19 protein-coding genes, 3 pseudogenes and 1 CRISPR repeat array are annotated in these 16,083 nt (G+C 68.6%); of the genes and pseudogenes, 16 read left to right on the top strand and 6 right to left on the bottom strand.

The genetic code is table 11. The annotated features are described in order from the left end of the window. Nucleotides 1-84 precede the first annotated feature (84 nt). Nucleotides 85-786 carry a hypothetical protein gene (locus tag ABT171_RS40875; protein ID WP_351251933.1) on the top strand — a complete coding sequence of 234 codons (702 nt, stop codon included), beginning with the start codon at nt 85-87 and terminating at the stop codon, nt 784-786. A gap of 127 nt (nt 787-913) precedes the next feature. On the opposite strand, the pseudogene ABT171_RS40870 reads toward ABT171_RS40875, so the two are convergent. Continuing rightward, nucleotides 914-1,148 (bottom strand): annotated as a pseudogene (locus ABT171_RS40870) (transposase); the annotation flags it as partial. 192 nt (nt 1,149-1,340) lie between these two features. Here ABT171_RS40870 and ABT171_RS40865 point away from each other — a divergent pair. The 3 genes from ABT171_RS40865 (at nt 1,341) to ABT171_RS40855 (ending at nt 3,463) form a co-directional block, all read left to right on the top strand. Then, nucleotides 1,341-1,754, top strand: coding sequence for a helicase associated domain-containing protein (locus ABT171_RS40865; protein WP_351251931.1), 414 nt, complete (start codon nt 1,341-1,343; stop codon nt 1,752-1,754). A 759-nt stretch (nt 1,755-2,513) separates the two neighbouring features. Beyond that, a complete protein-coding gene (locus tag ABT171_RS40860) occupies nt 2,514-2,780 on the top strand; it encodes a hypothetical protein (RefSeq protein ID WP_351251929.1) in 267 nt (88 codons plus the stop codon). Continuing rightward, on the top strand, nt 2,777-3,463 hold the full coding sequence (locus ABT171_RS40855; protein WP_351251927.1) for a restriction endonuclease: 687 nt from the start codon (nt 2,777-2,779) through the stop codon (nt 3,461-3,463). The genes ABT171_RS40860 and ABT171_RS40855 overlap by 4 nt, the downstream gene beginning before the upstream one ends. Before the next feature lie 126 nt (nt 3,464-3,589). Here ABT171_RS40855 and ABT171_RS40850 read toward each other — a convergent pair whose 3' ends face one another. Genes ABT171_RS40850 through ABT171_RS40840 form a run of 3 tightly spaced genes read right to left on the bottom strand, consistent with a single transcriptional unit; the run spans nt 3,590 to nt 5,233 of the window. Then, nucleotides 3,590-4,444 (bottom strand): helix-turn-helix domain-containing protein, encoded by an 855-nt coding sequence (locus tag ABT171_RS40850; protein ID WP_351251925.1) that lies wholly within the window; start codon nt 4,442-4,444, stop codon nt 3,590-3,592. Nucleotides 4,445-4,473: 29 nt separating this feature from the next. Beyond that, complete coding sequence (locus ABT171_RS40845) at nt 4,474-5,001, bottom strand: DUF6879 family protein (RefSeq protein ID WP_351251923.1); 528 nt, start codon at nt 4,999-5,001, stop codon at nt 4,474-4,476. Then, complete coding sequence (locus tag ABT171_RS40840) at nt 4,973-5,233, bottom strand: hypothetical protein (protein ID WP_351251921.1); 261 nt, start codon at nt 5,231-5,233, stop codon at nt 4,973-4,975. The genes ABT171_RS40845 and ABT171_RS40840 overlap by 29 nt, the downstream gene beginning before the upstream one ends. A 226-nt stretch (nt 5,234-5,459) precedes the next feature. Between ABT171_RS40840 and ABT171_RS40835 the strand changes: the two genes are divergently transcribed. The 12 genes and pseudogenes from ABT171_RS40835 (at nt 5,460) to ABT171_RS42095 (ending at nt 13,299) form a co-directional block, all read left to right on the top strand. Beyond that, nucleotides 5,460-6,020, top strand: a complete 561-nt coding sequence (locus ABT171_RS40835; protein ID WP_351251919.1) for a hypothetical protein — start codon at nt 5,460-5,462, stop codon at nt 6,018-6,020. Between the two features lie 357 nt (nt 6,021-6,377). Beyond that, the gene (locus tag ABT171_RS40830) at nt 6,378-7,901 is read left to right on the top strand and encodes a radical SAM protein (protein ID WP_351251917.1); all 1,524 of its coding nucleotides are present in this window, start codon (nt 6,378-6,380) and stop codon (nt 7,899-7,901) included. A 25-nt stretch (nt 7,902-7,926) separates the two neighbouring features. Further along, the gene (locus ABT171_RS40825) at nt 7,927-8,574 is read left to right on the top strand and encodes an aspartate racemase/maleate isomerase family protein (RefSeq protein ID WP_351251915.1); all 648 of its coding nucleotides are present in this window, start codon (nt 7,927-7,929) and stop codon (nt 8,572-8,574) included. Further along, nucleotides 8,571-9,371, top strand: coding sequence for a hypothetical protein (locus ABT171_RS40820; protein WP_351251913.1), 801 nt, complete (start codon nt 8,571-8,573; stop codon nt 9,369-9,371). The genes ABT171_RS40825 and ABT171_RS40820 overlap by 4 nt, the downstream gene beginning before the upstream one ends. 19 nt (nt 9,372-9,390) lie before the next feature. Then, on the top strand, nt 9,391-10,218 hold the full coding sequence (locus ABT171_RS40815; protein WP_351251911.1) for a PfkB family carbohydrate kinase: 828 nt from the start codon (nt 9,391-9,393) through the stop codon (nt 10,216-10,218). A 21-nt stretch (nt 10,219-10,239) separates the two neighbouring features. Then, entirely contained in the window at nt 10,240-11,181 is a 942-nt protein-coding gene (locus ABT171_RS40810; RefSeq protein ID WP_351251909.1) for a nucleoside 2-deoxyribosyltransferase, read from the top strand. After that, nucleotides 11,178-11,675, top strand: coding sequence for a hypothetical protein (locus ABT171_RS40805; RefSeq protein ID WP_351251907.1), 498 nt, complete (start codon nt 11,178-11,180; stop codon nt 11,673-11,675). The genes ABT171_RS40810 and ABT171_RS40805 overlap by 4 nt, the downstream gene beginning before the upstream one ends. Before the next feature lie 84 nt (nt 11,676-11,759). Further along, nucleotides 11,760-12,065, top strand: a complete 306-nt coding sequence (locus tag ABT171_RS40800) for a nucleoside triphosphate pyrophosphohydrolase family protein (protein ID WP_351251905.1) — start codon at nt 11,760-11,762, stop codon at nt 12,063-12,065. Between the two features lie 311 nt (nt 12,066-12,376). Next, nucleotides 12,377-12,493 (top strand): annotated as a pseudogene (locus tag ABT171_RS40795) (IS5/IS1182 family transposase); the annotation flags it as partial. A gap of 17 nt (nt 12,494-12,510) precedes the next feature. Then, the gene (locus tag ABT171_RS40790; protein ID WP_351251952.1) at nt 12,511-12,672 is read left to right on the top strand and encodes an alpha/beta fold hydrolase; all 162 of its coding nucleotides are present in this window, start codon (nt 12,511-12,513) and stop codon (nt 12,670-12,672) included. A 2-nt stretch (nt 12,673-12,674) separates the two neighbouring features. Continuing rightward, nucleotides 12,675-13,070, top strand: a pseudogene (locus tag ABT171_RS42100) (helix-turn-helix domain-containing protein); the annotation flags it as partial. Between the two features lie 61 nt (nt 13,071-13,131). Continuing rightward, nucleotides 13,132-13,299 carry a hypothetical protein gene (locus ABT171_RS42095; protein WP_503078916.1) on the top strand — a complete coding sequence of 56 codons (168 nt, stop codon included), beginning with the start codon at nt 13,132-13,134 and terminating at the stop codon, nt 13,297-13,299. Nucleotides 13,300-13,608: 309 nt separating this feature from the next. Continuing rightward, nucleotides 13,609-14,144: a CRISPR direct-repeat array (repeat unit 29 nt; unit sequence CGGTTCACCTCCGCTCGCGCGGAGACCAG). Nucleotides 14,145-14,214: 70 nt separating this feature from the next. On the opposite strand, the gene ABT171_RS40780 is transcribed toward ABT171_RS42095, so the two are convergent. After that, on the bottom strand, nt 14,215-14,718 hold the full coding sequence (locus tag ABT171_RS40780; protein ID WP_351251903.1) for an NUDIX hydrolase: 504 nt from the start codon (nt 14,716-14,718) through the stop codon (nt 14,215-14,217). An 83-nt stretch (nt 14,719-14,801) separates the two neighbouring features. After that, a protein-coding gene (locus ABT171_RS42090; protein ID WP_503078911.1) for an IS630 family transposase occupies nt 14,802-15,865 on the bottom strand; the annotation gives its coding sequence in 2 pieces (ribosomal slippage) (nt 14,802-15,419 and nt 15,422-15,865; 1,062 coding nt in all). Nucleotides 15,866-16,083 lie beyond the last annotated feature (218 nt).

Below are 16,083 nucleotides of genomic sequence, written 5' to 3'. Positions count from 1 at the left end.
ACAAGGCATTTGAGTACACATACTCATGCTGCCGGCCGCACCTGGGCTGCATGCTGGGGGCAGACGCGAGGAGGGGCCACGTTCATGCAGCGGGTCAAGCAGGTCAAGACAGCGGCATTGATGCTTCTGGCGCTGGCGGTGTCCGCGTGCTCGGCAGAGGACCGGGCTGTACCGGAGAAGACTGTCCGCAAACTTGCCGGCAGCCCGGAAGCGGTCAACGCCAGGCAGAAGTCGGAAGCCAGGCTCAGAGAAGTGGTTCAAGCGTACGTCGAGAACACGCCCTTGAAGCTCGGCCTGGTCGTCGTCAGCGACAGCTGCTGGGGCGGAACAGCCAGGGGATGGCTGGAGACCAGGGACAGCGACCTGTACAAGATCAGCTGTGGCCTGAATGTCACCGCCTACTTCGGCGCCGACCCGAAACACATCGTGTCCGTCCTCGACGGGATCCTCACAGCCGGCGACCGGAACGTATCCGGCATTGAGTTCAACCACGCAGCATACGGAGCGCTCATCGACTACTACCGGAAGCCGTATGACAAACACAATCCTGAAGTGCCTTCGCGTGACGCCGTCACCCAGAGTCTGAAGTGGGATCCGGTACGCGACCGCCAATGGAAACCCGACTTCATCAGCGAACCGACAGGCCCGTGCGAAAATGATCCACCGGTCAAACGGTGTCTGCGCGAACCGTCTTCCGCTACGGTGGCTGCCATCCGCAAACAGTACGGCATGGTGTTCCAGCTCAACCTGGGCGAAAACTACTTCAAAATCATGAAGAAGCGCTAACCTCGATCTTGCATGAGGTCCGTCAGCGTGCTGACGGACCTTTCTGCCTGTTCAAGGCGGGGATTTCTGTCACGTGGGCAGGCTGATGACCCGGCTGTCGCGCCGGGTGGGCGCCGGCTTTCACGGCTCCGGGGTTCGGTAGTGCGTGCAACCGGTTGAGGGCGCCTGTGATCACATGGGTCCACCGGCCAGTGCGCCGCGACGCGGGGGATGCGGCGGCGTCCGATGGTGACGAGCTGGGCCGCGGTGAAGAACAGTCGCAGCCGCAGACGGAGGGGCTCCCACAGTCGAGCTTTGCCGGTTCGGGCGAGAAGGGGCATCCAGGCGAGCAGGTCGAGGGCGATCTGGACGATCCCCCGCCAGCACCGGCGGTCGGGGTCGGTGGGGTCGCGCGACACGATCGACGTCACTGTGGTGGCCCGTGCCGATTGCGGGTGGTTGCCTGAGCCGATGCCGGCTGCGGCGCGGGCCTTGGAAGCCGAGGCGAGGGCGGGAGACAACTGGGCTTCGGCCATGGGGGCGTGGGGGTGACCTGCTGACTGAGCTTGGTGCCGGTGCTTTTTTTGGGGGGAGGAGGCCACCGTCAGGGACGGGACGGTTTCCTCGATACGGCCCGCGCCCAGGCCCTCGAACGCCTCGGCATCTTCTGGGACTCCCGCCAGCAGGCCTTTGAGCGGGGACTGGCTCACGCCGCCGCCTACGCTGCCCGCAACGGTCACCTCGCCATCCCGGTCGACTTCCTCCACGACGACTTCTCCCTCGGCCGCTGGCTGGCCACCCAGCGCACCGCCGCCCTCACTGCCCCGGACCGGTGGTGGAATCCGCCCTGGCCGCTCACCTGGCAGCGCGCTTACCACACGGCCCGCCGGCAGACGGAACAGAACGCGGCCGTCTCAGTGGCGGGGGAGTGGCTTACCACCCAAGGCCGGCGTGCCGACGACCTCTCCCCGAGAAGCGCCGCCTCATGAGAAACCTGGGACTCGACCTGACGGACACGCCCGCCTCCCGCGCCAAGAACCCTCGGCTGCCGGCACGGGAGCGTGCCTTTGAGCGCGCACTGGCCGCCGCACGTGCCTTCCGCGCGCGAGAGGGTCATTTCACAACGTCCCCCAGCTGCACATCGAGCAGGTCGACTGCGAGCAGGTACGGCTGGCGCAGCGACTGAGCAACCTGCGCCGCCGCTCCGGCCTGAGCCCACAGCGGCGAGGAGCACTGGACGAGCTTGGTCTGTGATCCAAAGCCGCCAGCGCCGTCTTCTGCCCGCCCTCGTGGCATGACCGGTTTGCCGCAGACGCTGCCTTTGGACGCTCCTTTTGGAATTGACCGAATCCATCTCCGGATGCCTGTCTCTGCGATCGTTCCGCAGCCGTGCTCTGACCGAGTGCGCGCGGGGCCAAGAGCGGCCCGACTGCCCAGGTGCGGAAAGCCTTTAGCATCCTCACGCGGGGAGGATTGCCGCCAGGCACCGCCCGCATCTCAGGTGCCCCGGCACCACGCGTTCAACCACAGTCGCATGTCCTGTCGTGTCCTGAACTATTCGATGAGCGGGGCGAGTTGAGTGATGGGTCGTGATCCGTTGTCAGTGCCGGCCGTCAGCATGTGAGTGATTGCGGGGAAGACACCAATCACTGGGGGAGGACCACATGCCGTTTGTCCGGCCGTACGTGCGCTCCGACGGAACGCCAGTACGCGGACACTCCCGATGGGCGCCGGGCGCGCGCCGGGAGATGACCATCTTCGCTCTCTTCGGCCTGGCCGTGTTCGGCATCGGCCACGCCTCGGCGGCGAACGGAACGGACAGCGCGCCGCACCGGCCGTCGATGACCTACCCGATCCGCTTCGACCATCAAGCCGGCAGCACCTCAAAGGACGTCGTGCCACGCCCGACCGTGTCGTACCCGAGCAAGTTCGATGTCCCCGAGCCGAGGAAGCCGGCACCTCAGCCGTCGGTCTCGTACCCGATCGACTTCTCCATCCTGGGAGCTGAGCGATGACCCGGCGCCCACCGGTCAAGCGGCGGACCACCAGCCGCCGACGCGACCGACAGGATACGCAAGCCGCCATCCTGGCCGCCGTTGCAGCCATGGTGATCACGGTGATGGTGGTCAACTGGCTCCTCGCACACTGGTGGCTGCTGCTTATCGCGGCCGTCCTTGCGGTCCTGGGCGGTACCTGGTGGTGGCAGCAGCGGACCCAGCACGCGGAGCAGGAACGGGCCCGAGCACAGGCCTTGCGCTATCAACTGGCACAACTGGATGCACTGTCCCACCGCCAGTTCGAGCACGCAGTCCGTGACCTGATGTACCGGGACGGCTGCAGCGATGCCATCCAGGTCGGCGGACGAGGCGACCTCGGCGCGGATGTGAAGGCAACCGACCCGCTCGGGCGGCGCTGGGTGATCCAGTGCAAACACCGCCGCAACGGCGCCCAGGGCACTCCGGTGGGCACCCCGGAACTGCAGGTGCTCAACGGGACAGGCCGCCCGGTCCACAAGGGCGATGTCGTGGTGATGGTGACCAATGGAAGGATCACCGAACCAGGCCGCGTCTTCGCTCGGCAGCAGTGTCTGCACCTCGTGGACCGCCACGTATTGGCCTCGTGGGCCGCGGGATCACGGCCGCTGTGGGAACTGCTGCCTGCCCTGCCGCCGCCTCGCAGGCCGTCACAGCTCTACTGAACCTGCTCCTGACCATGCCGGCGCCATGCGGTGAGCTTTCCGTCGCACTCGCGCCCGTGGCCACGAGGCCAGCCGCAGCGTTGTCCCGCATCTTCGTCCCGGACAAGGGTTCTGCTCGGTGTGCGGTCAGTGAAGAGTGTCGATGGCCTGTGCGATGAGGGTTCGGGCTTCGGCTCCGTAGACGGCCGCGCCGCGTAGCTGTTCGAACGCTTTCAAGTAGAGGGCGATCTCGTCTGGTTGTGTGATCCGTACGCGGGCGGATACGAGTTCGACGCTGACGAGTCGGTCGTCGTAGACGTGGAAGGTCTCACGGGGCCACTGCCCGCGTGAGGGGGAGGCCAAAGGGATGATGCCGACGGAGACCTGGGGGAGGGCGCCGGCGGTCAGAAGGTAGCCCAGCTGGGCCGCCATTGCGTCGGGATCGCAGACCTGGTGACGCAGGGCTGCTTCCTCGATCACCGCCACGAGCCGGTGTCCGGGTTCGTGGATGATCCGGCTGCGCTCGACGCGGGCCCGGGCCGCTTGAGCGCTGTCATCCACGGGGACGTCGTGAAGACGGGCGCTGGTGTGCAGGATGCCCGCGGCGTAACCCTCGGTCTGCAGCAGGCCGGGCACGAGGGTCGATGAGTAGATGCGGAACAGCGCCGTGCTCCGGTACAGCTCGCGATAGCTGTCCTGGAGCCGGCGCAGTCCGCTGCGAACTTGGCGCCGCCACTCGGTGTAGGCGGTCTCGGCGTCGCGGGACTCGGCGATGATGCCGTCGGCCTGGTCGTCGGCGCCGCATGCGTGGCACCAGCGGCGGATGTCGTCGGGGGTGGGTGCTGTGCGGGCGTTTTCCAGGCGGGATGTCTTGGGATGGGTCCAGCCGCACCGTGCGGCGAGTTCGGTCCCGGTCAGGCCCGACTCGGCCCGCAGGTCCCGCAACCGGCGGGCGACACGTTCGCGGGCGGCCTGGGCCGAAGAGGATGGGGAGGCGGCCATGTGGTGCAGCTGGACCCTTCCGTGGCGTGCTAGCAGATCTTGTACTCGTCGTGCGGGATGCCCCTGGCCCAGACCGAGTTGAAGGCCTCGGCACACAGCCGGGTGGCGGCCGGATCCTGACTGACCTCCCCGGGGGCCGACGCGCCGTCGCCGGTGAAGTGGTTCCAGCGGATCAGCCGACCGTCGACCAGCCAGAAGTCGTTGCCCGGCAGAGCGATGTCGGACGCCTGGCGCCGGGGCAACCACCGCACCTGCTCACCCGCCGCAAGGTTGACGACCGTGCCCGCGTGCTCGTACCGGATGTAGTCGCTCACCGGCTCCGACACGATCCGCGCCCGCCGCACGACCACACCGCGCGCGACCGTGCGGCGCACGAGTTCCACCCACGGCCGCCAGTACGGTGAGGCGGGATCGGTGTCGACCTCGCCGGTCTTCCTCCACCGGGCAAGCGCCTCCGCTTCGCCAGCCACCCCGTAGGCATCGCGCATTTCCAGGTGCAGAGCTGACTCGCGTGCACCGTCCAGCAGTTCAGCGAAGCTGGGCACGCTCTGCGGCATCGCACGCCTCCCTCAGGATCGACACCATGCGGGCCGGCACCCGCACGACCTGCTCATGCTCCGGGATACCGACCGCATGGCCGGGCATCTCGAAGGCGGCACACTCGGCTTCCGTCACCTCATCAGGCTTCCACCCTTGGATGACGAGTTCGCCTCTGTTCTCATCGACCCACACGGTCGGGCTCTCACCCTGCCCAGTGTTCGGGTCGATGCCGATGAACCGTAATGACACCTCGGCCTCCCACGCTGTGAATGTGCACAGATGTACACACACTCATTCCCAACCAATGCCACGGTCAAGAAGAGAAACACGCCAGCTGACTGCACCAACCAGCCAGCGCGAACATTCGTGAACACCACTGGCTTCGTCATACTCCGCGCGCCTAGCGTCGACGGCAGACACACCCGGTGAGTCGTCCATCTCACCAGGAGACGGCCCACGCATGAGGGAGCGACGCATGCAGCAAGGTAGGCCCGCGCGGCCGCCTGCCACATCGGCGCTGCTGTCGTTAGCTGTGCACCCCAGCGACAGCAGTGGACAGACCGACTCACCTCACGCCATCAGGACCTGGCTGGCCAGCGCGCACGAGCTCCCTGCTCAGGCCCGCACTGAATGGGCCGCCCACAAGGTGGCCCTGCTGCCGCTCGGCCGGCGCTTCGCAGCCGTACGCATTCCCGGCGCCATCATCCACGCCGCGGTCGGCACCGATGACCGCCAAGCCGTCGCGGATACGGTGGCAGCACAGGTGCGCGGACCAGTCATCCACGACGTATGCGCCGTCGGCCCCACCTATTGGGCACTCGTCCCTTGGCATACGGGCAGCCATTGGAGCGGCACCGCCGAGACCCCGTACCTCGGCTCCGGCACCTACCTCGGCGTCCCGGACCTCGGTTGTACCGAGCCGCCCGGCACCTACTGGGTGACGCTACCCCGTCATTGCCGCGACCTGTGCCACCCAGAAGCCGTCCTCGACTTCGTCGTCCGAGGCGGTCACCAGCTCCGGCATGAGCCGCCGTGACCTTAGATCGATCAGCACCGCCGTCACGCCCGCGCCCGGGGCCGCGCGGCGCGCCTTCCCGCTCAGCCCCGACAAGTAGGTCGGGGGATGGATCTGGCACCGGGGCCGAGGACCTGCTCAGCGGGTGGTGTGCGTGTCATCCCCTCACTCCGCTTACATCCTTCCCTTCCTCGTGAAGCGGGCAGGCGACGCTTGACTGAACTGCCCTCTGCCTCCAACTCAACTTCTGCAAGAGGATGTTGACCCTTGTCGCTTCTCGCCTGAGAGGCGGGCGGGGCTGCTCGTGTCGGGCCGGGCGGCCGCCCACGCCGACACGAGCGGCCCGGCCCGATGAACCGGTGTACGAGAGGAGTTCTGATGACTGCCCCTGTGGTGATCTTGGACTGTTACACCGTTGAGCCCAGCGGCCTCGGCGTCCCGCCCTACCTGTCTACCTACGTGCGGCAGGCGTACGCGGCACTGCGCCGCTCACGCCCCGGCGCGGATGTCAGGTACGTGACGATCGACGACGTCCGCTGGTGCCTGGCCGGAGGCCGCCCGGCCGTCACCCCACCACCACTGAGTGACCGGTGGACGTACTCGGCGACCGTGAACCGGGACAAGGCAGTCGAACTGTTACGGGACGCCGAGGCGGTCGTCGTGGTGGCGGGGGACAAGGTGCCCTCGGTCCACCTGCACGCGGTCAACGGCTCCCAGGACGACATCGTCGGCGCCATGGCCTGCGTGCGCGGGCGCCGCTACCTGCTCGGCCCCATGGCCACCTGGGCGCTCACCGAACCGGCTGCGTGGGCCGGGCTGTTTGACGCCGTCCACACCCACACGATCACCTCATCCACCCTGGCCCTGGGCAGCCGCACACCCGCACCGTACGCACAGCTCGAGGCGGACCGCTCCTCGTTCACCGGGCTGATCGAGCAGATGCCGTGGGCGCCGGTGGCAGAGCTGGAGCTGTACCGCGGCTGCACCCGCAAGGCGTTCTGCCGCTTCTGCAACGAGCCCACCAAGTCGCCCGCCGTCGCCCACCGTCGGGTCGAGGACGTCCTGGCCGAGACCGTCCAGTTGTACGAGGCGGGCGTGCGCCATTTCCGGCTCGGCCAGCAGACCTGCTTCTTCTCCTACCAGGGCCGCAGCGAGGAAGCGATCCGCGCCCTGCTGGGAGGCATCCGAGAGCAGTGCCCGGAACTTCAGATGCTGCACATCGACAACGTGGATCCGCTGGCGGTGGCCGCGCCGGTCGGCAAACGCATCGCGGCAGCGGTTGCCGAGCTGTGCACCGAGGGCAACTGCGCACCCATGGGAATCGAGTCGTTCGACCCGGCCGTGATCGAACGCAACACCCTGACCTGCACCCCAGACATCCTGCTGCGCGCCGTGGAGCACGTGAATGAGGCCGGCGCCGAGCGCGGTCCGGGCGGGCTGCCGAAGCTGCTGCCTGGCCTCAACCTCGTCTACGGCCTGCCCGGCGAGACCCACGCCACGCACCTGGCCAACCTCACCGCCCTGCAGCGGATCTACGACGCCGGATGGATGTGCCACCGCACCAACGTGCGCCTGGCCCGCGCCTTCCCCGGCACCCCCCTCGCCGAAGAGGAAGCCGGCCTGGAGAACCTGCCCTCCAACGAACACTTCGAGACGTGGAAGGCCGACATCGACCAGATCTGGGACCAGCCGATGAAACAACGCGTCTACCCAGCCGGCCTGAAGATTCCCGGCGTACACGCCTACTTCGTCGACGAGCACGGAACGTGGTTCCGCCGCCTGGGCTCCTACGCGATCCAGATCATCGACCGCGACGCCGTCGTCCCCGTGGGAACCCCGGCCGACATCACCGTCACCGATCACGCCCCCCGCGTCCTCTACGGCACCCACCATGCGCGCTGACCCGTCCGCCCCCAAAGGACCGGGCATGCGGCGTGTGGGGATACTGCTGCCGTGGGCCAACCAGGCGGTCGAGGAGGAACTGCCCCAACTCGGCGAGCCGGGCATTGTCTTCCACTACGCTCGGCTCGTGCCGGCCTCCCGCACCACCGCCGTCGACGACGCGTTCTGGCACGGGCTGCGGGCCGCCGCCACCAGCGCCGTCGACTCGATGCGCCACCTGCCGCTGGACGCCACCGTGCTGGCGTGCACCTCCGCCGCCTTCACCGGCGGACCCGAACTCCCCCCGGGCGTGATCACCGCATTCGACACCCTCACCACCGTCCTGCACAGGCGCCGGCTGGCCCGCATCGTGCTCGCCACGCCCTACCCGCATCCGGTCACCCGCGCCGAGGCCGCGGCACTGGGCGACCGTGGGATCCAGGTCCTCGCCCACGCCAGCCTCGGCCTGGACGACGGCTACCCGGACATCCGCCCCCAGCAGATCCTCGGCCTGTGCACCAACCTGCCGCCGGCCGCCCTCGCCAAAGCGGACGCGCTCGTGCTGTCATGCACCGGCTGGCGCACCCTGACCGCCGCCACCACCCTGCAGGAACAGCTGGGCATTCCCGTGATCTCTTCCAACCACGCCCTCGCCACCCACATCCTCCCGCCCGCCCCCGGAGCAGCGCCATGACCGTCACCACCCCCCACAGACGCACCGATGACCGCGTCCTCGCGTTCGTCACCCGCGCCGCCGCGCTCGCCGACGTAACCGCGGAAGTGGAAGCAAACCACGACCACAACCGCTGGTGGCCGCCCACCATCACCGACCCCCGCATGCGGATGCTCGCCGCCGGCTGGTCCACCCGGATCAACTACCGCATGATCGACACCTACGCCGCCGTCCTCACCAAAGCCAACAAACTCGGGTTCGACGCCCTCACCGACCTCGACGACGACCAGGCCCGCGACCTGGTCGCCCCGCTCGGCCTGACCCAGACCCGCCTGACCTACCTGTACTCACTGGCCGACACCCTGGCCCGCTGGGACAAGGACGGCACCGACCCGGCTACCTGGGACGCAGGGACGTTCATCACCGCCTTCACCCGCGACGTACGCGGGGCCTCCTACAAAGTCGCCCAGTGCGCCGCCCTGTACGCCCGCGGCTACCACTGCGGCATCATCCCCGTCGACTCCGGCATGGTCACCAAACTCGCCCCCGCCCTCGGCTTCACCCTCCCCTCCGGCCCAGCCGCCCACGAACACCTGCGCCTGCTCCTCGAGCACGCCGTCGCCCGCCACACCGACGCCCTGCGCGCCCTCACCACCGGCCAGAACGTCACCATCCCCGCCGAGACGGCCCCGACCTGGTGGACCCACCTGACGCTGATCTACTTCAAACGCCTCTACCTCAACCGGCCCCCCGACCGCCTGTGCACCCGCCGCCCGACCTGCCCCGCCCTGACCGACTGCGCGCACACCCAGTCCTGACTGACAGGGAGATCCCGCGATGCAGCGCACCATCGTGATCGGCAACATCTCCCTCGACCACATCCAGCGCCCCGGCCACCTACCAGTACGGCAGCTCGGCGGCGCCGCCCTCCACCTGGCCGTTGCAGCCGCCCGCGCCGGTCTCCCGGTCGCCCCCGCAGCCGCCGTCGGCAGCGACCTGGCCCGCCTGCCCGACGACCCACGCCTGCCCCCGCTGGACTGGACCCTCCTGCACCACGCACCACAGCCCTCGGCCGCGTTCACCATCCACTACGACGAGGCCGGCACCGTCACAGCCGTCGACACCGACTACGGCGCCGCCGAACACCTCACCACCCACGCCCTGCACCTGATCGACCGCTACCCCCAAGCAGCCTTCCACGTCAGCTGCCGCCACCCCCTCCACATCCGCGCCGCGCTTCCAGCCCTGGCCGCACGTGGCTGCACCTTCAGCCTGGACTTCCACCTCCCCAGCGCCCCGCAACTCATCCCCGCCGCCGCGCCCTGGCTCCGTCACGCCACCACCATCTTCGTCAACGCCGAAGAACACGCCCTCCTCACCCTCGCCGCCGGCCCTCGGCCCTGCCCGGAAGTCGTCATCAGCGACGGCCCCCGCCCAGCCCGCATCGTGTGCAACGGCCGCGCCCTGCCGCCCGTCACCCCGCCCGCCTTGCCCACCGTCCGGCAGATCACCGGCGCCGGCGACACCCTGGCTGGCACCTACCTCGCCCACCGCGCCCGCGGCATCCCACCGGCCACCGCCCTGCCCCGCGCCGTCAAGGCCGCCAGCCGCCACACCGCCCACACACCGCTGTCCCTCCCCACCCCACGCCGCGCCCCGTCCTGACCCGCAGCAGGGAGCCGCCCAGTGTCCTATTACGTCGCCCACCGCCTCTTCGCGGCCCACGACCGTGCCCTTGCCGCCCAGCTGGCCCACCACCTCGCCCGCAAGCTCGGGGAAGACCACGTGTTCCTCCCCTTCTGCGACACCGACGAGGAGGACCTCGTCGCCGACGTCAAAGGCCGGCGGCTCTTCGAACTCGACCAAGAGCGCCTGAGCCGCATCCGCGCCCTGATCGCCATCGTCCACGGGCCCAGCCCGGACGACGGCGTCTGCATGGAGATCGGCTACGCCGCCGCCCGCGGCGTGCCCGTGATCCTGCTGACCACGGACTTCCAGGACTACTCCGCCACCCCCAACGGCCCCCGCACCCACTTCCCCGACCCCCTCCTGGGCGCCCTCGCCACCCGCATCGTCCGCACCCCCCGTCTCGCCACAGTCACCGAGCCCTCAGGGACCAGCCGCTTCGCCGACTTCGCCCTGCGCAACCAGGCCCAGATCCAACAGGCCGTCGAGGCCTGCGTCGACGCCGCCCTGCAACTCCCCGCCCCCGTCACCGACACGACCGCACGCGTCCGAGTCGACAGCACGGTCTACGCCGAGCCCTCCCCGTACACCCTGCCGCACCACCCACTGCCCGGCCTGGTTCGCTGCCCGTCCGTGACTGCCCTCGGCCCGACCCGGTTCGCGGCCGCCGAGCCCGTCACAGCCGCGCGCCATGACTGGGCCGCCGCACTCGGCTCCGGTCGCATCATCGTCGACACCTCCGGCCCCGAAACCCCGCCCGGCGCCGCCCTCCTGATCGGCGCAGCCTGCGCCACCGGCCTGCCGGCAGCCGCCTATCTGCCACGCAGCACCTACACCCACGCCGCCGGCCGCGAGCCCAACTGCCGCAACCTGATGATCCAGTACGGCGTGGACGCCATACTGCGCAGTGAGGAAGAGGTGACCGCGTGGATCGGCGGGTGACTGTCGAGGAGATCGCCACCCACCGCACCATCGTGCTCGAAGGCAGCGATGGCGTGGGCAAGAGCACCCTGGCCCACCACCTCGTCAGCCAGCACGGCTTCACCGCCGTCCACTCACCACGAACCCCGGACCACCAGGACCTGGTCAACCGCTACCTCGACCTCCTGGCCCGCCCTGGACGACTGGTACTGGACCGCAGCTTCCTCAGCGAACTCGTCTACGGCCCTCTTTACCGCGGCCACTCCCGCCTCACCTGGAGCCAAGCCCTCGACCTCGCCCAACTGGTCACCGCCCGCGACGGCGTATTCCTCCACCTCACCGCCCCTACCGCCACCGTCCGCCAACGACTCAAGGACCGCGACGGCCAAGCCCCAGGCCTGGTGGAAATCACCGCCCTGGCCGATGCCTACCAGCGCGCCTTCGACACCCTCACCCGCCACGCACCCGTCCTGACGTACGACACCTCATCGAACACCAGCCGTCCCCCCGGCTGACACCAGTAGGGTTTCGCTGCATCAGCCTCTAGGGCCTCGCTAGGGTTCCCCGAGACAACGAACCAGACTGTCAAGGGGACCACCGTGGACATCGCCGAGGCCCAGAAGCTCGCCTGGGAGAACAAACTCAGCAAAGGCTTCAACACCAAGGACGTGCCCCTGGAGTTCGGACTCCTCACCGCAGAGGTCGGCGAGGCCTTCACTGCCTGGCGCAAGGGACTTCCCGACCGTGGCGAGGAACTGGCCGACGTGTTCCTGTACCTGGCCGGGCTCGCCCAGATGCAGGGTGTCAACCTGGACGAGGAAGTCGCACGCAAGATCGAGAAGAACGCGCGTCGCACCTATGCCCCGGGAGCCAATGGCACTCTCCTACGAACCGGGGAGGAATAGGCTCACAAAAGCCCGTCCAGACTGAGGCTGCGGCCCGCTGACCAGTGGCAGCGGATGGCGGCTGTCTGCGCTCTGAACTTGAGCTGAGAGGGCGTTTATGCAGCTCAGGCCCGGTATGCGACTCCCGTCCCTGCCCTGCCCTCAAGGCTTTCGTCGCATAGGCGGTGAATGACCTTCTCCGGGACGAAGGCTCGGTCGTCCGCCTCGTTCGGTTCTTTACTTGGGAGTCCGTCTGGCTTCAAGATACTGCGGAAATCGCCTGGTGGGCGGCGGAACCGAGCCCTCCGGCTTCCTCGTGATCACGCTACGCCGTGAGCGAGCGCAAGCCGTACCCCAGTGACCTGTCCGACGCCCGATAGGTTCTGATCGGGCTGACGTTGACCGCCTGGAGAAAGGCCCGGCTCGACCGCAGGCCGACCGGGCAGCCAGTGGCCCACGCAGCCGTGTGCCCCAGGACGGCATCGCCGAACTGGCCCGTCGCATCCCCCGTGGGCGGGTGGTCACCATCCCGGTCGGACACCTGATCCACAACGCAGCGCCGGAGGCGTTCACGGAGGTGGTTTCGGCGTTCCTGCTGGCGGGGGAAGACTTCCGTCCCGACCGCTGACCATGAGGCGGTTCCAGGCCGTGACGTGGAGGCGGCCGCACGGGTTCTTCGAGTGTGACCAAGAAGCGGGCTCGTGCGTGTCTCATCCTGCCTTCACCGGCATCTCCCGTGCACATCTCATGCGGTTGATGGAGGAGTTGGCCCGCCCGTGGCAGGCGCGACGTGAGTCCACGCTGCGCAACCGCCGCGGTGGGGACCGTCGGCGGCAGGCCGGGGCAGGCCGGGGCAGGCCGGGGCAGGCCGGGGCAGGACGCAAGCACGAGCTCGTATTCACCGACCGGGTACTTGTCACCCTGGTCCACCTGCGTACCCAGCTGCCCCATGCGGCGCTCGCCGAGCTCTACGGCGTGGGCCGCTCCACCGTCACCGAGGCCATCGGCGAGATCCGCCCGCTGCTCGCCGACCGGGGCTTCGCCGTCCCCGACCGGCCCGGCCTGCGGCTGCGGAACGCTGGCCGATGTGTTCGCCTACGCTGCCGCCGAGGGCGTGAAGCTGCGGATCGACGGCACCGAGATCCAGGTCCGCCGCCCCAAGGCCCACTGGCCCGGCCGCTGCGCGTTCGTGTCGGGAAAGAAGAAGCAGCCACCACGATCAACGACGGCCAGGAGCGCACCCTCTGGTCGGTAGCCGACCGGCCGGGGCGCATGCTCGACGGTACCCCTGCGCCGATGGGGAAGATCGAACGGCCGTCCCCGGCGGTGGCCGACAGGAACTCGAAGGATCAGGCAGATTGCGGGTCATCAAGTGGTGTTGCTCCCACGACGGCCCCGCGCCATAGCCGAGTCTACGCACCCCAAGCCCGGCTTTTCTTGGCGGCGACTGACGGACGCCATCAGAGCGGTTTATCCGAAAGATGCCGATCTCAGGCTGGCTGGCCCCTCTGTAAACGTCGCCCGATGTCTGATGGATTGCATGGATCGCTGACGGTGACGGTGCCGGTTCACCTCTGCTCGCGCGGAGTCCAGCCGTTCCAATGCGGCGAGGCGTTCGTCTACGGCGGATCACCTCCGCTCGCGCGAAGAGCAGTCGTAGATCCGCAGGCGCATGACGTCCATCTCCGGATCACCTCCGCTCTCCGGATCACCTCCGCTCGCGCGGAGACCAGTGGCCCGGAACAAGCAGCTGATCCACTCGAACCGGTACACCTCCGCTCGCGCGGAGACCAGACGAGCCGCAGGATCGCGCAGGCGCGCCGCTCCGGTTCACCTCCGCTCGCGCGGAGACCAGATGACGACTCCGGGACCAGAATGTCCCCGGGGACGGTTCACCTCCGCTCGCGCGGAGACCAGCCCGGGCCCGTCATCTGGAACGGCCACATCGTCGGTTCACCTCCGCTCGTGCGGAGACCAGCGCCACGAAGTACCGCCTCGACGTTCCGCTGCCGGTTCACCTCCGCTCGCGCGGAGACCAGGTCCCGTTCTGCGCGGTGTTGCCCATGGCGGTCGGTTCACCTCCGCTCGCGCGGAGACCAGCGAAACGCTGCTGGAGTGCTAATACTCCAGCTGTAGATCGTGATCTTCATGTGGTGGCCACTGTCTGGCGTCACCAGCGGGCGACGAGCGTCTCCTCCTTACCCCGGTTGCGATACAGCCAGGTGGTCCCCGGGGCGATGGCCCCGGTCAGATAGCCGACGATGGGCTCCCGCTGCGTTGCGCTGTCCAGCTCGCCGAGCAGCTTCAGAGCGTCGGGGAGGGGGAAGAAGGCGGCCTGTTTGATGTCGTCGTCCTCTGGCGCCAGGTCCCCCGACCACTTGTCGATCTCGAAGGCAGCGGCCAACGCCGAAGGGTGCTGCTCGGAGTCGATGTGCATGAGGAATGCGGTCCGCACCGGGTCGCCCACCAGCAGCCCGGTCTCCTCCTGCAGCTCGCGCCGGAGAGCTTCATGCATGAGCTCGCCGTCCTCGACCCCGCCACCGGGCAGCGACCAGAGCATCTCACCATCGGCGCCGAGGCTCTCTCGCACAAGCAGAATCTCGTCACCTTGGCGGATGATGCCAATAACCAACTGCACCCGGGGCTTGGGGGTCTTCGAATACTGCGCTGTCATGCCGTTGACCGTACGGTATGGCCAGTTCACCGGTGGGCAGGGCCGCCGCGGGCCGGGTTACTGGCCTTGAATACGTGATGTCGTCATGGTGGCTGGCGTCGGAGGCCGGTGCCGGTGAGGCAGCCGTCGAGGACGTCGTGGCGATACTGGAGCTGGCGTAAGCCGCGCCGGACGGCGGTGATCAGGTCTTCGGGGTCGGCGAACGCCCGGTTGGCCGTGGTGGTGCGTCGCAGGACCGACCAGATGCCCTCGACTGGATTGAGGTCGGGTGCGTAGGGCGGGAGTTGGTAGACGGTGAGCCAGTCACGGTCGGCGATGTAGCGGCGCATCCCGGCGGTGAGGTGGGTGTTCAAGTTGTCCCAGACCAGCACGATCGGGCCGCCGAGCTGCTGGTGCGCGGTCTGGATCAGGTCGCGGTAGTCCTTCCAGGAGAAGCTCTTGCGCCCGTCGGGCCGGGCGTCCAGGCAGGGCCGGTAGATCAGCCGCGATCGTTCGCCGGCCTTGTAGCAGGCCAGGGCGGCCACCGATAAGCGGCGGCGCGAGCGGCCCCGGACGCAGACCACAGGGGTGTGGCCGCGGCGGGACCAGGTGCGGGTGGTCGGCGGCGTCATCGAGAATCCGGCTTCGTCCTCGAAGACGAGCCAGGCGTCGAGCGCCGCCACGGTCCTTCCACCTGAGGCCAGGTCTCCTTCACCCAGCCGGCCACCAGGTTCTCGTCCCGCTCGATCGCACGCCGGGCAGGAACCTGGCAGGTCCAGCCGTGCCGCTTGAGCAGCGCGGCCACCCCTTGCGCGGTGTAGCTCTTGTGGAACCGACGCCCGACCAGCGTCTTGATCCGTGACAGGGTCCAGGTCTGGTCCGGCCAGCCGTGTGCCACCGGTCCTTTGGCCAGCTCCCGCTCCAGCACAGCGAACAGTTCGTCGCTGAGCAGCGGCAGCGATGCTGGGCCCTTCGAGGCCAGGGCTCTCGATCCGTCCTGCGACCAGGCTTTGCGCCAACGCTGTACCGACCGGACGCTGACCCGCAGGTCGTGAGCGATGACCGTGTTCTCGTCGCCCTGTCTGAACCGCTCGGCCGCTTCCAACCGCAACTTCTCGCGAAAGGCCCGCCGTTCGTCGGTCAGCCCGCCCCCTTGCGCATACCTCATGCAGTCGGCATACCGCAGGGATCATGAGACGTCAGCCTCTACGACACCACGCTTTGAAGGTCAGTAGTTAGCACACGGGAACCGAGTCGGCGCCTGGCGCCGACTCGGTTCCCGTGTGCCCGTCACGGGATGAGCCCGCCGCCGCGGCGCATGACCGGCTCTGGCTCGTACCGTCACGCCTCGGGCCGTGAAGGATCCGCCTGGCGCAGGCAGTACAC

The organism is Streptomyces sp. NPDC001851 (assembly GCF_040297165.1).
Classification (GTDB): domain Bacteria; phylum Actinomycetota; class Actinomycetes; order Streptomycetales; family Streptomycetaceae; genus Streptomyces.
This window is presented reverse-complemented; position numbering and strand designations above follow the sequence as displayed.